Source organism: Cnuibacter sp. UC19_7 (genome assembly GCF_042699995.1).
Taxonomy (GTDB): domain Bacteria; phylum Actinomycetota; class Actinomycetes; order Actinomycetales; family Microbacteriaceae; genus Cnuibacter.
Map to the genome: position 1 here is coordinate 3,547,964 of NZ_CP170560.1, position 14,722 is coordinate 3,562,685.

Consider the following 14,722-nt stretch of genomic DNA (forward strand, 5'->3'; position numbering starts at 1 on the left):
CTGGGGGGTCGACGAGCGCAGCCACCAGAAAGGGTTCACAGGATGGTCAGATCCACCAACGCCCTCCGGACCACGTTCCTCGCGGGAGCGGGCATCATCGCCCTCACCCTCGCCGGATGTGCGTCGGGAGGTGGCAGCTCCGAGTCGACCACGTCGTCGACCGGCTCCGCCGCCAACTACACCTCGGCAGCCTGCGAGAGCGGGGCGAGCAACGCCGACCAGCTTCTCGTCGGCACGATCCTGCCGCAGACCGGAAACCTCGCGTTCCTCAACCCGCCGGAGCAGTCGGGTGTCGGGCTCGCCGTCGCCGACATCAACGCTGCTGGTGGCGTGAACGGCAAGGATGCGTGCATCATCGAGGCCGACTCGGGCGACTCGACCGACCTCTCGGTCTCGACCGCCGGTGCGCAGCAGCTGATCGACGCCGGTGTCTCGGTCGCCATCGGCGCCGCGTCCTCCAGCGTCTCGCTGAACATCGTCGACAAGTTCACGTCGGCCAAGATCACCGAGATCTCGCCCGCGAACACCGCGGCCTCGCTGTCGGGCTACAGCCCCTTCTACTGGAGGACCGCTCCGCCGGACTCGGTGCAGGGCTCGGCTCTCGGCCAGCTCATCACCGGTGACGGCAACTCGAACGTGGCGTTCCTCGTCTTCAACGACGCGTACGGCACGGGTCTCCGCGACTTCACGCAGAGCGAGATCGAGGCCGCCGGTGGAAAGGTCGTCTACGGCGCCAAGGGTGCCGGCCAGGAGTTCCCTCCCGGTCAGACCACCTTCTCGTCCGAGGTGACCGCGGCGCTGGCGTCGAACCCCGACGCGATCGTCATCCTGGCCTTCGATGAGACCAAGGCGATCATCCCCGAGCTCGTCGCCCAGGGCTACGACATGTCGAAGACGTACTTCGTCGACGGCAACACCTCCGACTACGGCAAGGACTTCGATCCCGGCACGCTCGAGAACGCCCAGGGCACCATCCCCGGCGCGAACCCGAACGACGAGTTCAAGGGACGCCTGGTCGACTGGTACAAGGCGGTCCAGAACGGCGACCTCGAGGACTACTCGTACGCCGCTGAGTCGTACGACGCCACCACGCTCGCTGCCCTGGCCGCGCTCAAGGCGAAGTCGAACGTCTCCGCCGACGTGCAGGCCAACCTCGCGGCGGTCTCCGGTGCGAACGGCGGCGAGGAGTGCGACACCTTCGCCGACTGCGCCAAGCTGATCGCCGACGGCAAGGACATCCACTACAAGGGACCGTCCGGTGTCGGCCCGTTCAACGAGAAGAACGAGCCGTCGAGCGCCTTCATCGGCATCTACAAGTTCGACGAGAACAACAAGCCGATCTGGCAGCAGGCCATCGAGGGACAGACCTCGTACTGACCTGATCGCCTGATCAGCACCCCGGGCGGGGCGGCTTCGGCCGCCCCGCCCTTCTGCGTACCGGGCACTTGGTGCATCGAGTGCTCAGAAGGTGCGCTCAGAGGGCGGGTCCGGTGCTGGAAGTGAGCACTCGGCCTACAGGGATGGAGGGTGTTTGGTCCGGCCGGGGCGGGCTAACTCCGGAGTTTCGGCGCGACACGCCGTCGGAAGTCCGGAGTTGGCTCGACAGGGGGCGGATGTCCGGAGTTGGCGCATGCGCGTGACCCCATGCGCTTGATCATGTGGGGGACGCGGGAACGCAGAAGGCCCCCGCGGAGCGGGGGCCTTCTGCGGGGCGCTGCGGGCGCCCAAGGGGGTGCGCGGTTAGATGGCGCCGGGGGCGTTCGGGCCTGTCGTGTCGGCCTCTGCGGCCTCCACGTCGGCGGCGAGGGTGCCGAGATAGAGCTCGATGACCTTCGGGTCGTCGGCGAGCTCGCGGCCGGTGCCGGTGTAGGCGTTGCGGCCCTGGTCGAGCACGTAGCCGCGGTCGCAGATCTGCAGACAGCGGCGTGCGTTCTGCTCGACCATGATGATCGTGACACCGGTCTTGTTGATCTTGCGGGTGCGGATGAACGTCTCGTCCTGGCGGACCGGCGACAGACCCGCGGAGGGCTCGTCGAGCAGCAGGACGGACGGGTCCATCATGAGCGCCCGTGCCATCGCCACCGACTGACGCTCACCGCCCGAGAGCGACCCGGCGCGCTGGCCGCGACGCTCGCCGAGGACGGGGAACAGATCGTAGATGTACTCCAGGCGCTCCTTGAGCCGCTTCGGGCGCAGGAACAGGCCCATCTGCAGGTTCTCCTCGATGGTGAGCGAGGGGAAGACGTTGTTCGTCTGGGGCACGAACCCCACGCCCGCCTGCACGAGCTTGTTCGCCTTGAGGCCCGTGATGTCGCGTCCGTCGAGGGTGACGGATCCGGAGCGGATCGACACCAGGCCGAACAGCGCCTTCAGCAGCGTCGACTTGCCCGCGCCGTTGGGCCCGATGATGCCGATCAGCTCGCCGGGGTAGACCTCGAGGTCGCAGCCGTTGAGGATGTTGACGCCGGGGACGTAGCCGGCGACCAGGTCGGTCGCCTTCATCACCGGCTCGGCGGCGGGCGCCGCAGCGGCCATGCTCATCGCTTCTCCTCTTCCTCGAGCTTCTTGTCCTCCTCGGCGATCTCCGCCGCGAGGGTCTCCGCGACCTCATCGCTCAGCAGGGAGTCGTCGCCGAGGTCGGTGTTGTGGTGCGCACCGAGGTAGGCGTCGATGACGGCCTGGTCCTGCATGACGGTGCCGGGCGGGCCCTCGGCCACGACGCGCCCCTCGGCCATGACGACCACCCAGTCGGAGATGTGGCGGACCATGTGCATGTCGTGCTCGACGAAGAGCACGGTCATGCCCTCGTCGCGGAGCGACTGGATGTGCCCGAGCAGCGACTGCGTGAGCGCGGGGTTCACGCCCGCCATCGGCTCATCGAGCATGATCATCTTCGGGTCGCTCATGAGCGCCCGCGCCATCTCGAGGAGCTTCTTCTGACCGCCGGACAGGCTGCCCGCGAGGTCGTCCTTCTTCTCGTAGAGCTTGAAGCGCTGCAGCAGCTCCTCGGCCTTGGCGGTGATCTCGCGCTCGCGCCCCGCCCAGAGGGGCTTCACGACGGAGGCGAAGATGTTCTCGCCGGGCTGGTCGCGGGCGCCGAGCAGCATGTTGTCCATGACGGTCATGCGGCTGAGGGCCTTGGTGAGCTGGAAGGTGCGCACCATACCCTGCTTCGCCACCTTCGCGGCGCCGGTGGATCCGAGCGAACGGCCGTCGAACCGCCACTTCGCCGCCTTGTTGGAGGACGGGCCTCCGATGAGGCGCGGAGCGGAGCTCGGCTTGTCGAACCCCGTGATCAGGTTGAAGAACGTCGTCTTGCCGGCGCCGTTCGGACCGATCAGCGCGGTGATGACGCCGCGCTGCACCTCGAGGTGGTCGACGTCGACCGCGGTCATGCCGCCGAAGCGGCGCACCACGTTGTCGACCACGAGGATCGGGTCGTGCTTGGCCGCACCGGGGACTCCGTCGACGTCGGCGAGCGACGCCCGGGCCGCCTCGGCGACCGAGGCCGCGGGGGCGGCGGCGGGGGAGAGGGTCTCATCGGGCATTGAAGCTCAGCTCCTTCTTGTTACCCAGGATGCCCTGTGGTCGGAAGATCACGACCAGCATCAGCGTGATGCCGATCAGGATCCAGGAGAACTGCTCGGTCTGCTGCGACGTCATGATGCTGCCCGGCACGAACTGGCCGGCCAGACCCTGCACCAGCAGGCGCAGCGCGAAGAAGATGATCGCGCCGAGGATGGGCCCGAAGATCGTCGCCGCGCCACCGAGCAGGAGCGCCGTCCAGATGAAGAACGTCATCGAGCGGCCCATGCTGTCGGCCTGGAGCGACGCGGGCAGGATGTAGATCACGCCGGCGATCGCACCGAGCACACCACCGAGGATGAGCGCCTGCATCTTGTAGGAGTAGACGTTCTTGCCGAGGGCGCGCACCGCATCCTCGTCCTCGCGGATGCCACGCAGCACTCGGCCCCAGGGGCTCCGCATGAGCAGCCACACCAGCACGCTGAAGAGGGCCACGAGACCCCACGCGACGATGCGGATCCACCAGCCGTCGGATCCGGTGTTGTCGTAGTTCCACGGACCGAACCCGCTCTGCCCGTCGCCGAGCGGTGACAGCGACGTGAACGGATCGCGGTAGCTGTTGCCGACCAGGCCGTTCGAGCCGCCGGTGATGTCGGTGAGGAGCGACGAGCGTCCGACCATGCGGATGATCTCCGCGGCCGAGATCGTGACGATCGCGAGGTAGTCGCCGCGGAGCTTCAGCGTGGGCACGCCGAGGATGAGGGCGAACAGGGTGGCCGCCAGGATCGCGATGATGACCGCCAGCCACAGCGGCACGCCGCTGATGATGGAGATCGCGAAGGCGTAGGCGCCGACGAGCATGAAGCCCGCCTGGCCCATGTTGAGCAGTCCCGTGTATCCGAAGTGGATGTTGAGGCCGATGGCCGCGATGGCCAGGGCCGCAGTACCGGGCGAGATCGCCGACTGCAGGATCGCGTTGATCGTTCCCATGAATTCGTTCATGATCTGCCCTTCCTAGCCGATCCGCTCGCGGCGGCCGAAGATGCCCTGAGGCCGGAACAGCAGGACCAGGATCAGGATGAGGAGCGCCGTGGCGTACTTGAAGTCGCCAGGGAGCACGAGGTTCGTCAGCTCCACCACCATGCCGATGATGAGCGCGCCGGCGAGAGCGCCGAACGCGGTGCCAAGGCCGCCGAGGGTGACCGCGGCGAACATCAGGAGGAGGAGCTGCAGTCCGGTCTGCCAGCTGATGCCGTTGAGCACCAGGCCGAGCATGATGCCGGCGAGACCGGCGAGGCCGGCCGCGGCGGTCCAGACCAGGCGGATGATGCCGTCGACGTTGATGCCCGAGGCCGCCGACAGCGCCGGGTTGTCGGACACCGCTCGGGTGGCGCGACCGATGCGCGTGCGCAGCAGGAAGAAGCCGACGAGGGCGATGACGAGCACCGCGATGAGCATCGCCCAGAGCGACTGCTGCGTCAGCACGATCGGGCCGAGCTGCACGGTCTCCGGGTTCGACCGGTCGATACGCACGGTGCCCGCTCCGATGAAGAACTGGAACGTGTACTGCAGCGCCAGCGAGAGTCCGATCGTCACGATCATCATCTGCATGTTCGACATGCCGCGTTTCCTGAGGCGCGACCAGATCAACCAGTCCTGGATCCAGCCTGTCGCGGCGCAGATGATCACCGTCACCACGGCCGCGAGGATCAGGTTCCAGCCGAGCATGTTCGCGAACACGTAGGCGAGGATGCCGCCGAGGGTCACCTGCTCACCGTGCGCGAAGTTCGACAGCCCCGTGGTGCCGTAGATCAGCGACAGTCCGACCGAGGCCAGCGCGAGCAGGAGCCCGAGCCGGAGACCCGACGCGGCCTGCTGGAGGAAGCGCTCCCAGGAGACGCCCGTCGAGGCGTTCGCCGGGTTCGGCTGCTGCGTCGTGCCGCCCCCCGCGTCGCCTGACGCGCCCGCGAGCTTGAAGATGCGCCCGGTGTTCTTGTTGAGCGCGGCCTCCACCGTGGCCGGGTTCGTCGCACCGGGGTCGAGCGACTGCCCGTCAGGCAGCGTGTCGACGTCGAGCTCGACGGTGTACGTCCCCGCCTCGGTGATCGCGATGAACCAGCGACCGGAGTCGTCGGTCGTCACGGTCTCGTCGAGGGTGCCCCCGGTGACCTTCAGCTCGACGCCGACCGCGGGGTCGCCCGTCGACTGCTTGATCGTCCCCTGGATGCAGCCGGTCGTCGGATCCGGTGTGCACGACGTGTCGGTGGTGGTCGACGCCGACGCCGGACCCGATGTGAACATCAGGACTCCGAGGAGTGCGACGACGGCGAGGAGGACTCCGGCGACCAGATGTCGGGAGAGCCTCGGCCGTCGGTTTCTGTGCGGCACGGTGAGTGTCGTCAAGTTCTGCCCTTCAGGACTGTGCGCAGCGTCTTCGATGCGCCTTTCCGGTAGTGGATGACAGGTTACGTTATCCCCGAATTGTGTCGACGGTGTTTCGGTGCTTCATCGAGGTTGTCACGGATCTACAACGTTAGGTGCCCCGGAATAGGGGGTGCCGTCGGCTCGTTACAATCGAGCACAGGCCATCGCGCGCGCGAGCGTGCGGGCCGCATCCCGCGCGCGGAAGAGGAGCACATGGAAAACGACCCGTTCGGCACTCTCGGACTCACCTACGACGACGTGATGCTGCTGCCGGGTCATACCGACGTGATCCCGAGCGAGGCCGACACCTCCTCGCGACTCACGCGCCGCATCCAGGTCGCCGTGCCGCTGCTCTCCGCCGCGATGGACACCGTGACCGAGGCGCGGATGGCGGTGGCGATGGCCCGGCAGGGCGGCCTCGGCATCCTGCACCGCAACCTCTCGATCGCCGATCAGGCCGAGCAGGTGGACCGTGTGAAGCGCTCCGAGTCGGGCATGGTCACCGACCCGGTCACCACGACCGCCGACGCCACCGTCGCCGAGGTCGACGAGCTGTGCGGTCGCTATCGCGTGAGCGGGCTCCCGGTGGTCGACGGGTCCGGCGTGCTCCTCGGCATCGTCACGAACCGCGACATGCGCTTCGTCTCGCCGTTCGAGAAGGCCACCACTCTCGTGCGCGACGTGATGACCCCGATGCCGCTCATCACCGCGCGCGTGGGCGTCGACCCCGACGACGCGGTGGCGATCTTCGCGCAGCACAAGATCGAGAAGCTCCCCATCGTCGATGACGACGGCCGCCTCAGCGGTCTGATCACCGTGAAGGACTTCGACAAGAGCGAGAAGTACCCCAACGCCACGAAGGACGACGCCGGCCGACTCCGCGTGGGTGCCGCCATCGGGTTCTTCGGCGACGCCTGGCAGCGTGCCGGTCAGCTGCTCGACGCCGGGGTCGACGTGATCGTGGTCGACACCGCGAACGGCGACAGCGCGGGCGTGCTCGACATCATCCGACGGCTGAAGGCCGACTCCGCGTTCGCGGGCGTCGACATCATCGGCGGCAACGTCGCCACCCGCTCCGGCGCTCAGGCGCTCGTCGACGCGGGCGCCGACGCCATCAAGGTGGGGGTGGGTCCGGGCTCGATCTGCACCACGCGTGTGGTCGCGGGTGTCGGGGTGCCCCAGGTGACCGCGGTCTGGGAGGCCTACCTCGCGGCCCGCGAGAAGGACGTCCCGGTCATCGCCGACGGTGGCCTGCAGTACTCCGGCGACATCGCCAAGGCGCTCGTCGCGGGCGCCGACACGGTCATGCTGGGATCTCTGCTCGCCGGCTGCGACGAGAGCCCCGGCGACCTGGTCTTCCAGAACGGCAAGCAGTTCAAGACCTACCGCGGCATGGGGTCGCTCGGTGCGCTGCAGACGCGCGGTGAGCGCACCTCGTACTCGAAGGACCGCTACTTCCAGTCGGATGTGCCGAGCGACGACAAGCTGATCCCCGAGGGCATCGAGGGCCAGGTGCCCTACCGCGGTCCGCTGTCGAGCGTGGCCTACCAGCTCGCGGGCGGCCTCCGTCAGTCGATGTTCTACGTGGGCGCGCGCACCATCCCCGAGCTCAAGTCCAAAGGCAAGTTCGTGCGCATCACCGCGGCGGGGCTCAAGGAGTCGCACCCGCACGACGTGCAGATGGTGGTCGAGGCGCCGAACTACAACCGCTGAGCACCACCGCGGCTCGGGTCTCGGTCGAGCGGCTGCCGGCGCTCAGCCGAGCCTGGCCGGCTCGAGGATCGAGTCGAGCCACCCGAACGACCGCGCGAGGTAGAGCTGGCGTGCGCCCACCTCGCAGTGCTGCCCGGCGCCCTCGGCGACCGTGAACGTGATCAGCTGCTTCCGCTCCACCGTGAGCGCGGCGAACAGGTCGGGGGCGGAGGCGGCGATGTCGTCGTTCTCGGCATGGCAGACGAGCGTGGGGCACGTGATCCGCTCGGCGAGGCCCTTGAGCGTGTAACGCTGGGCGTCGCGGAAGAACTCGGACATCGAGTCGACGCCGTTGACGTAGAGCCCGCGCCGCATCGCCCAGCCCTCGGTCGGCTTCTTGAGCCTCGACTCGAAGAGGTTCCCGAGGATGCCCGCGAGAGTGCCCGTGTCCTCCGTCGCTTTGCCGCGGAGCGGGGCGGGGATGCGTGACACGGCCGAGTCGAACATGTCGTAGAAGCCCGAGTCGGCGATGCACGCGGCCAACCGGTGCTCCCCGCTGGCGGCGCGCGGGGCCAGGTACCCGCCGAGGCTGAGGCCGATGAGCGCTACCCGGTCGGGATCGGTGGTGGGCTGCTCGAGCACCCAGTCGACCACCGGAGCGATCACGTTCTCCCAGTCGGGACGAAGGTGCAGCCCCTGCTCGACGAGCACCGAGCCCTGGCCGGGGCCGTCGAAGGCGACGACGTCGTAGCCGCGGTCGAGCGCGGCCTGGGCGTTGTAGAAGTAGCTCTCCTCGACGGTGCCGTCGTAGCCGTTCACGAGGATCACCGTCGCGCGCCGAGCACCGTCTGCCGCGGCGCGGAAGTGGTACCCGGGCAGCGTGACGCCCTCGAACGGGATCTCGATGACGTCGACCGGGGTGCGGAAGTGCGCGATCGCGCGCCGGAAGGCGTCTCGCTGGCGGGCGACGCTGTCGACCAGGCGCGGATCGACGGGGGCCTCGAGCAGCATGAGACCGGCCGTCCGGAAGTAGGTGCAGGCGCGGAGGAAGGCCAGCCGCGCCGTCTCGCTCTGGCCCGCCGCCTCGGCCGTGACCCCGATCGAGTACGCGCTCTCGGCCGACCGATGCCACTCGTCGTGCCAGCTGTCGAGGTCGGTGCCTCTCACCCGGCGCGCGATCTCGACGCATTCGACGATGTCGGCGCCCCCGAAGAGGGCGGCGGAGGCGGCGCGGAGGGTCTGCGCGTCCAGCAGGTCGTCCTTGACGGCGAACTCGCTCATGGCGTGAGGCTAGTGCCCCGGGCCGCGCGAGGACAGATGGATAGGATGAAGCGTGATGGAAATCGAGATCGGTCGCGCCAAGCGCGGTCGCCGCGTGTACGCCTTCGACGACATCGCGGTCGTGCCGTCGCGCCGCACCCGCGACCCGGAGGACGTGTCGATCGGCTGGTCGATCGACGCGTTCCACTTCGACATCCCGGTGCTCGGCGCCCCGATGGACTCGGTCGTCTCGCCTCAGACGGCGATCATGATCGGTCAGCTCGGGGGAGTGGGTGTGCTCGACCTCGAGGGCCTCTGGACCCGGTACGAGGATCCTGAGCCCTACCTCGCCGAGATCCGACAGCTTCCCGCCGACCGGGCGACCAACCGCATGCAGGAGATCTACTCCGAGCCGATCAAGCGCGAGCTGGTGGCGGCCCGCCTGGCCGAGATCCGCGCCTCGGGAGTGACGGTGGCCGGCGCCCTCTCGCCGCAGCGCACGCAGGAGCTCTACGAGACCGTGGTGGCCGCCGGCGTCGACCTGTTCGTCATCCGCGGCACGACGGTCTCCGCCGAGCACGTCTCGAAGTCGGTCGAGCCGCTCAACCTCAAGAAGTTCATCTACGAACTCGACGTGCCCGTCATCGTGGGCGGCGCCGCCACGTACACGGCCGCCCTGCACCTCATGCGCACGGGCGCGGCGGGTGTGCTCGTCGGCTTCGGTGGCGGGGCGGCGTCGACCACTCGCGCCACCCTCGGCATCCACGCCCCGATGGCGACCGCGGTCGCCGACGTGGCCGGTGCGCGCCGTGACTACCTCGACGAGTCGGGCGGCCGCTACGTGCACGTCATCGCCGACGGCGGCCTCGGCACCTCGGGCGACATCGTCAAGGCGATCGCGATGGGCGCCGACGCCGTCATGCTCGGCACCACGCTGGCCCGGGCCTCCGACGCGCCGGGCGGCGGCTATCACTGGGGCGCCGAGGCGCACCACGCCCAGCTCCCGCGGGGCAGCCGCGTCGAGGTCGGCCAGGTCGCCTCGCTCGAGCAGATCCTCTACGGGCCCTCGCCCGTGGCCGATGGCACGGCGAACCTGATGGGCGCCCTGCGGCGCTCGATGGCGACGACCGGGTACTCCGACCTCAAGGAGTTCCAGCGCATCGAGGTCGTTGTCGCTCCCTACCGAGTCGATTAGGTTAGCGAGCGTACAGACCGCTCACCGCGAGGGAGACGACGATGGCCGCCACAGGGACTCCGACCGCGAAGCTGGGACCGGATGAGCGCAGGGCGGCGATCGAGGCGCTGAAGTCGACCGAGCTCGACATCCTCGTCGTCGGCGGAGGCATCGTCGGGGCGGGGGCCGCGCTCGACTCCGTCACCCGCGGCCTCACCACGGGCATCGTGGAGGCCCGGGATTGGGCGAGCGGCACTTCGAGCCGTTCGTCGAAGCTCGTCCACGGCGGCATCCGCTACCTGGAGCAGCTCGACTTCCGGCTCGTCCGCGAGGCGCTCATCGAGCGCGGGCTCCTTCTGCAGCGGATCGCGCCGCACCTGGTCAAGCCGGTGCGCTTCCTGTATCCGCTGAAGAAGCGCGTGATCGAGCGCTTCTACATCGGCGCGGGCATGATGCTGTACGACATCTTCTCCTACTCCGGTGGGCGGCCTCCCGGGGTCCCGCATCACCGCCATCTGTCGAAGAAGCAGGTCCGCGAGCTGCTGCCGAGCCTCGCGCCGGATGCGCTGATCGGCGGCCTCACCTACTACGACGCCCAGGTCGACGACGCGAAGTACGTCTCGACCCTCGTCCGCACGGCCGCCGCCTACGGCGCCCACGCGGCGAGCCGCCTGAACGTCGTGGAGTTCCTGCGTCAGGGCGAGCGGGTGGTGGGTGTCACGGTGCACGACCTCGAGACCGACGAGCGCTTCGACATCCGCGCCAAGCAGGTCGTGAACGCCACCGGCGTCTGGACCGATGACACGCAGTCCCTCGCCGGGACACGCGGCAAGTTCCACGTCCGCGCCTCGAAGGGCATCCACCTCGTGGTGCCGCGCGACCGCTTCCACGGCAAGTCGGGACTCATCCTCCGCACCGAGAAGAGCGTGCTCTTCGTCATCCCGTGGGGCAGGCACTGGCTCATCGGCACGACCGACACCGACTGGAACCTCGACAAGGCGCATCCGGCGGCCACGGCGGCCGACATCGACTACCTGCTCGAGCACGTCAACAGCGTGCTGTCGGTGCCGCTTACCCGGGAGGACGTCGAGGGCGTCTACGCCGGGCTGCGCCCGCTGCTCGCGGGCGAGTCCGACCAGACGTCGAAGCTCTCGCGCGAGCACCTCGTCGCCCACGCGCTCCCCGGCCTCGTGGTGATCGCGGGCGGCAAGTGGACCACGTACCGCGTGATGGCGAAGGACGCGGTCGACGAGGCCGTGCAGGCCATGGACGGGCGGATCTCCGCCAGCGTCACACAGGACATCGCGCTGGTGGGAGGGGAGGGCTACAAGGCGGCCTGGAGCCGCCGCGCCCGCATGGCGGAGGAATCAGGCCTCGAGCTCGCACAGGTCGAGCACCTGCTGAACCGCTACGGCTCGCTCACGGGCGAGGTGCTGGAGCTGCTCGCGTCGCGGCCCGAGCTGGCGGAGCCGCTGCCCGGCGCCGACGACTACCTGCAGGTGGAGGCGCTCTACGCCGCCACCCACGAGGGCGCGCTGCACCTCGACGACCTCCTCGCCCGGCGCACGCGCATCTCGATCGAGTCGTGGGACCGCGGGGTCTCGGCGGCTCCCGTGGCGGCGCGGCTGATGGCCGACGCCCTCGGCTGGGACAGCGCCCGCGTCGACCGCGAGGTGTCGACGTACCTCGAGCGTGTCGCGGCCGAGCGGGCGAGCCAGGAGCAGCCCGACGACGCCTCCGCGGACCGGGTGCGCTTGGAGGCGCCCGACATCGTGTCGACCGACTGAGGACTCCTCTGGACGGTGTCCGCGCGGTGCGCTCAGCGCGAACCGGCACCGCCGGCGGGCGGGTCCCTCCTGTCGCGCCGGTAGAATCGATGTCGAGCGCGTGAGGAGTGTGCTGCTGTGGTCGACGTTCGGCGGGTCAAGCTTCCCGGGGTGGGTGTGCTTCACACCTTCATCACCTCGGACGGGGGCAAGGTGGGGGTCATCGCGCACCGTTCCGGGCACAGCGACCTCATCACGTTCTCCGACGAGGAGGACGGCCCCGACAACAACAAGGTGTCGCTGCGCCTGAGCGAAGACGAGGCCCACACCCTCGCCGAGCTTCTGGGCGGCACGCAGATCACCGAGTCGCTGACGGCCCTCGACCAGATCCCGGGCCTCTCGATCGACTGGTTCACCGTCGACTACGAGGACTACATCGCGGGCCAGCCGCTCGGCAGCCCCGCCGAGCGCGGCATCGCCGGTCTGACCGTGGTCGCGGTGGTGCGTGGCGACTCCGCGAACCCGGCTCCCTCGCCCGACTTCCGGGTGTTCCCGGGCGACACCCTGGTCGTCGCCGGGTCGCCGGAGAAGGTCGCGAAGGCGTTCTCCTTCTTCCGCACCGGCGAGGCCAAGGTCAAGGCCGGCGCCCTCGACGGCCCACCCGGCAGCTAGGCGGGGCCGCGAATGCACCTAGGCCCTGATCTTCTCGTCCTCGGCGCTCTCTTCGTCATCGCCTACGTCCTCGGTCGCCTGGGGAAGCTGATCGGGCTTCCCGCCATCCCCATCTACATGGTGGTCGGGCTGCTCGCGAGCCCGTACACGACGTGGTTCCCGCTCAGCTTCGGCCATGGGGAGTACATCGAGCTGGTCGCGGTCTTCGGGCTGATCATGCTCCTGTTCAACCTCGGCCTCGAGTTCGACCAGGACGAGTTCTTCGGCAATGCGGGCAAGCTGCTGCTCTCGGGCGGCACCTACGTGGCGATCAACATGGCCGCGGGCATCGGCTTCGGCTTCCTGGTGGGCTGGGGCACACGGGAGGCGCTGGTGATCGCGGGCATCACCGCGACCAGCTCCAGCGCGATCGTCACGAAGCTCCTCATCGAGCTCAACCGCCTCGCCAACCGCGAGACGCCGATGATCCTCGGTGTCACCGTCATCGAGGACCTCTTCATCGCGATCTACCTCGCGATCGTCTCGGTCATCCTCAGCGGTGAGACCGAGGTGTGGCCGGTGGTCGGCAAGCTCGCGATCGCCTTCCTGTTCCTCGCGGCGATGTTCGCGGTCGCGCGCTGGGGCGGCCGGCTCGTCTCGCGGGTCATGCGCACCCGCGACGTCGAGTTGTTCACCATCCTGTTCTTCGGCCTCGCCGTGTTCTTCGGCGGTCTGGGCGACATCCTCGGTGTGACGGACGCGATCGGCGCCTTCATGATCGGTCTCGTCCTGGGAGCGACCCGGTTCCGCAATCGCATCGAGCAGATCGCCATCCCGTTGCGTGACGTCTTCGGCGCGTTCTTCTTCCTGAACTTCGGGCTGGGTCTCGATCCGGCGCAGTTCCCCAGCGTCGTCGGGCCGGTCCTGCTGGCCGTGCTCATGACGGTGCTGCTGAACATCGGGGCGGGCCAGTTCGTGGCGTGGCTGAACGGACTCGGTCCGCAGGCCGGCATCAACACGACCGTCATCCTGCAGAACCGGGGCGAGTTCGGTCTGATCCTCGCCACGCTCGCGCTGGCGGCCGGCCTCGACGAGCGCATCCAGCCTTTCGCCGGGTTGTACGTGCTTATCATGGCCGTCATGGGCCCGATCCTCGCCGTGAACTCGGAGCGGATCGGGCGGGTGATCCTGCGCACGCGCCCGAAGCCCCAGGCCAAGCCCCCGCGCGACCCGATGGCCGACGAGGCGATCGCCCTCATGGAGGCGGCGACCGCGGGCGACGCGGACGGGGTCGGCACGGGGGCGCGACCGACCACGGCGACGCGGCCGACCGCGGCGACCGTCCCGTCCGCACCAGATCGTCCGTTCGACGCCGAGCCCGAGGCTCCGGCCGACACCGAGACCCGACCCGCGAGAGACAGCGAGTATTGACCCTCTTCAGCGTGATGCGCCGTCCCCGCTGGATCGGCATGCTGCTGCTCGCCCTCGCGGTGGCCGCCATCTTCGGGGGCCTCAGCCAGTGGCAGCTCTCGCGGGCGGTGTCGAACGGCGAGGTCGACGATCAGCGAGCCACCGAGACGGCCCGGCCGCTGGTCGACCTCGCTCAGCCCCAGGAGCCGCTGACCGGTGATCAGGTGGGGCAGATCGTGTCGACCACGGGCCGGTTCGTCGACGACGGCTACAGCGTGCTCGCCGATCGTGTCGACGACGGCCGGAAGGGCTACTGGGTGGTCGGCCAGTTCGAGGTCGACTACCCGGCCGACACGTACGTGGCGGTGGCCCTCGGCTGGACCGACGACCAGGCCGCCGCCGAGCAGGTCGTGCAGGCGCTGACGGGGGCGCCCGCTCCCGCGGTCGGCATCGAGGGGCGCTACATGCAGCCCGAGGACCCCGCCGCGGAGTCAGAGCGCACCTCCGACGGATCACGGCCGCTGGAGCGGACCATGTCCGTGGCCGCGCTCATCAACTCCTGGCCGCAGTTCGATGCGACGGCGGAGGCGTACGGCGGCTACATCGTCTCGGAGACCGCTCCCGACGGGCTCGGGGTCATCTCCTCGCCCCCGCCCGATCGCTCGGTGCAGCTGAACTGGCTCAACATCTTCTACGCGGCCGAGTGGGTCGTGTTCGCCGGTTTCGCGGTGTTCCTCTGGTATCGGCTGGTGCGCGACGCCTGGCAGCGCGAGCTGGAGGAGGCCGAGGAGAACTCCAGCGACGCGACGGTAGGCTAGTC

The 14,722-nt window shown here is 69.1% G+C and carries 12 protein-coding genes; 7 read left to right on the forward strand and 5 right to left on the reverse strand.

Features of this window, described 5'->3' with window-relative positions:
- The first annotated feature begins 42 nt into the window (after positions 1 to 42).
- Positions 43 to 1,377, forward strand: a complete 1,335-nt coding sequence (locus tag ACFJGV_RS17050) for an ABC transporter substrate-binding protein (RefSeq protein WP_378145246.1) — start codon at positions 43 to 45, stop codon at positions 1,375 to 1,377.
- A gap of 363 nt (positions 1,378 to 1,740) precedes the next feature.
- Here ACFJGV_RS17050 and ACFJGV_RS17055 read toward each other — a convergent pair whose 3' ends face one another.
- The 4 genes from ACFJGV_RS17055 to ACFJGV_RS17070 are packed head-to-tail and all read right to left on the reverse strand — an operon-like array spanning position 1,741 to position 5,826.
- Complete coding sequence (locus ACFJGV_RS17055; RefSeq protein ID WP_378145248.1) at positions 1,741 to 2,541, reverse strand: ABC transporter ATP-binding protein; 801 nt, start codon at positions 2,539 to 2,541, stop codon at positions 1,741 to 1,743.
- A complete protein-coding gene (locus tag ACFJGV_RS17060) occupies positions 2,538 to 3,548 on the reverse strand; it encodes an ABC transporter ATP-binding protein (RefSeq protein ID WP_378145250.1) in 1,011 nt (336 codons plus the stop codon). The genes ACFJGV_RS17055 and ACFJGV_RS17060 overlap by 4 nt, the downstream gene beginning before the upstream one ends.
- Positions 3,538 to 4,527: a branched-chain amino acid ABC transporter permease gene (locus ACFJGV_RS17065; RefSeq protein ID WP_378145251.1), complete on the reverse strand. Its 990-nt coding sequence runs from the start codon at positions 4,525 to 4,527 to the stop codon at positions 3,538 to 3,540. The genes ACFJGV_RS17060 and ACFJGV_RS17065 overlap by 11 nt, the downstream gene beginning before the upstream one ends.
- Positions 4,528 to 4,539: 12 nt before the next feature.
- Positions 4,540 to 5,826, reverse strand: a complete 1,287-nt coding sequence (locus ACFJGV_RS17070; protein WP_378145253.1) for a branched-chain amino acid ABC transporter permease — start codon at positions 5,824 to 5,826, stop codon at positions 4,540 to 4,542.
- Positions 5,827 to 6,162: 336 nt separating this feature from the next.
- Between ACFJGV_RS17070 and guaB the strand changes: the two genes are divergently transcribed.
- Positions 6,163 to 7,662, forward strand: coding sequence for an IMP dehydrogenase (gene guaB / locus ACFJGV_RS17075; protein WP_378145255.1), 1,500 nt, complete (start codon positions 6,163 to 6,165; stop codon positions 7,660 to 7,662).
- A gap of 42 nt (positions 7,663 to 7,704) precedes the next feature.
- Here the strand turns inward: guaB and ACFJGV_RS17080 are convergent, their stop codons facing one another.
- A complete protein-coding gene (locus tag ACFJGV_RS17080; protein ID WP_378145257.1) occupies positions 7,705 to 8,922 on the reverse strand; it encodes an alpha/beta hydrolase family protein in 1,218 nt (405 codons plus the stop codon).
- Between the two features lie 55 nt (positions 8,923 to 8,977).
- Here ACFJGV_RS17080 and ACFJGV_RS17085 point away from each other — a divergent pair, with 55 nt between their 5' ends.
- The 5 genes from ACFJGV_RS17085 to ACFJGV_RS17105 all read left to right on the forward strand — a co-directional run bounded on the left by ACFJGV_RS17085 (position 8,978) and on the right by ACFJGV_RS17105 (position 14,720).
- On the forward strand, positions 8,978 to 10,096 hold the full coding sequence (locus tag ACFJGV_RS17085; RefSeq protein WP_378145258.1) for a GuaB3 family IMP dehydrogenase-related protein: 1,119 nt from the start codon (positions 8,978 to 8,980) through the stop codon (positions 10,094 to 10,096).
- A 41-nt stretch (positions 10,097 to 10,137) separates the two neighbouring features.
- Positions 10,138 to 11,862 (forward strand): glycerol-3-phosphate dehydrogenase/oxidase, encoded by a 1,725-nt coding sequence (locus ACFJGV_RS17090; RefSeq protein ID WP_378145259.1) that lies wholly within the window; start codon positions 10,138 to 10,140, stop codon positions 11,860 to 11,862.
- Positions 11,863 to 11,979: 117 nt separating this feature from the next.
- Entirely contained in the window at positions 11,980 to 12,513 is a 534-nt protein-coding gene (locus tag ACFJGV_RS17095) for a cation:proton antiporter regulatory subunit (protein ID WP_378145260.1), read from the forward strand.
- Positions 12,514 to 12,525: 12 nt separating this feature from the next.
- Entirely contained in the window at positions 12,526 to 13,923 is a 1,398-nt protein-coding gene (locus tag ACFJGV_RS17100; protein WP_378145262.1) for a cation:proton antiporter, read from the forward strand.
- On the forward strand, positions 13,920 to 14,720 hold the full coding sequence (locus tag ACFJGV_RS17105; protein ID WP_378145263.1) for an SURF1 family protein: 801 nt from the start codon (positions 13,920 to 13,922) through the stop codon (positions 14,718 to 14,720). Before ACFJGV_RS17100 ends, ACFJGV_RS17105 begins: the two co-directional genes overlap by 4 nt.
- Positions 14,721 to 14,722: the final 2 nt, after the last annotated feature.

Bases quoted from the DNA above. Each gene is read 5' to 3' on its own strand.
- ACFJGV_RS17050 (WP_378145246.1), top strand. From the start codon at position 43: ATGGTCAGATCCACCAACGCCCTCCGGACCACGTTCCTCGCGGGAGCG.
- ACFJGV_RS17055 (WP_378145248.1), bottom strand. From the start codon at position 2,541: ATGAGCATGGCCGCTGCGGCGCCCGCCGCCGAGCCGGTGATGAAGGCG.
- ACFJGV_RS17060 (WP_378145250.1), bottom strand. From the start codon at position 3,548: ATGCCCGATGAGACCCTCTCCCCCGCCGCCGCCCCCGCGGCCTCGGTC.
- ACFJGV_RS17065 (WP_378145251.1), bottom strand. From the start codon at position 4,527: ATGAACGAATTCATGGGAACGATCAACGCGATCCTGCAGTCGGCGATC.
- ACFJGV_RS17070 (WP_378145253.1), bottom strand. From the start codon at position 5,826: ATGTTCACATCGGGTCCGGCGTCGGCGTCGACCACCACCGACACGTCG.
- guaB (WP_378145255.1), top strand. From the start codon at position 6,163: ATGGAAAACGACCCGTTCGGCACTCTCGGACTCACCTACGACGACGTG.
- ACFJGV_RS17080 (WP_378145257.1), bottom strand. From the start codon at position 8,922: ATGAGCGAGTTCGCCGTCAAGGACGACCTGCTGGACGCGCAGACCCTC.
- ACFJGV_RS17085 (WP_378145258.1), top strand. From the start codon at position 8,978: ATGGAAATCGAGATCGGTCGCGCCAAGCGCGGTCGCCGCGTGTACGCC.
- ACFJGV_RS17090 (WP_378145259.1), top strand. From the start codon at position 10,138: ATGGCCGCCACAGGGACTCCGACCGCGAAGCTGGGACCGGATGAGCGC.
- ACFJGV_RS17100 (WP_378145262.1), top strand. From the start codon at position 12,526: ATGCACCTAGGCCCTGATCTTCTCGTCCTCGGCGCTCTCTTCGTCATC.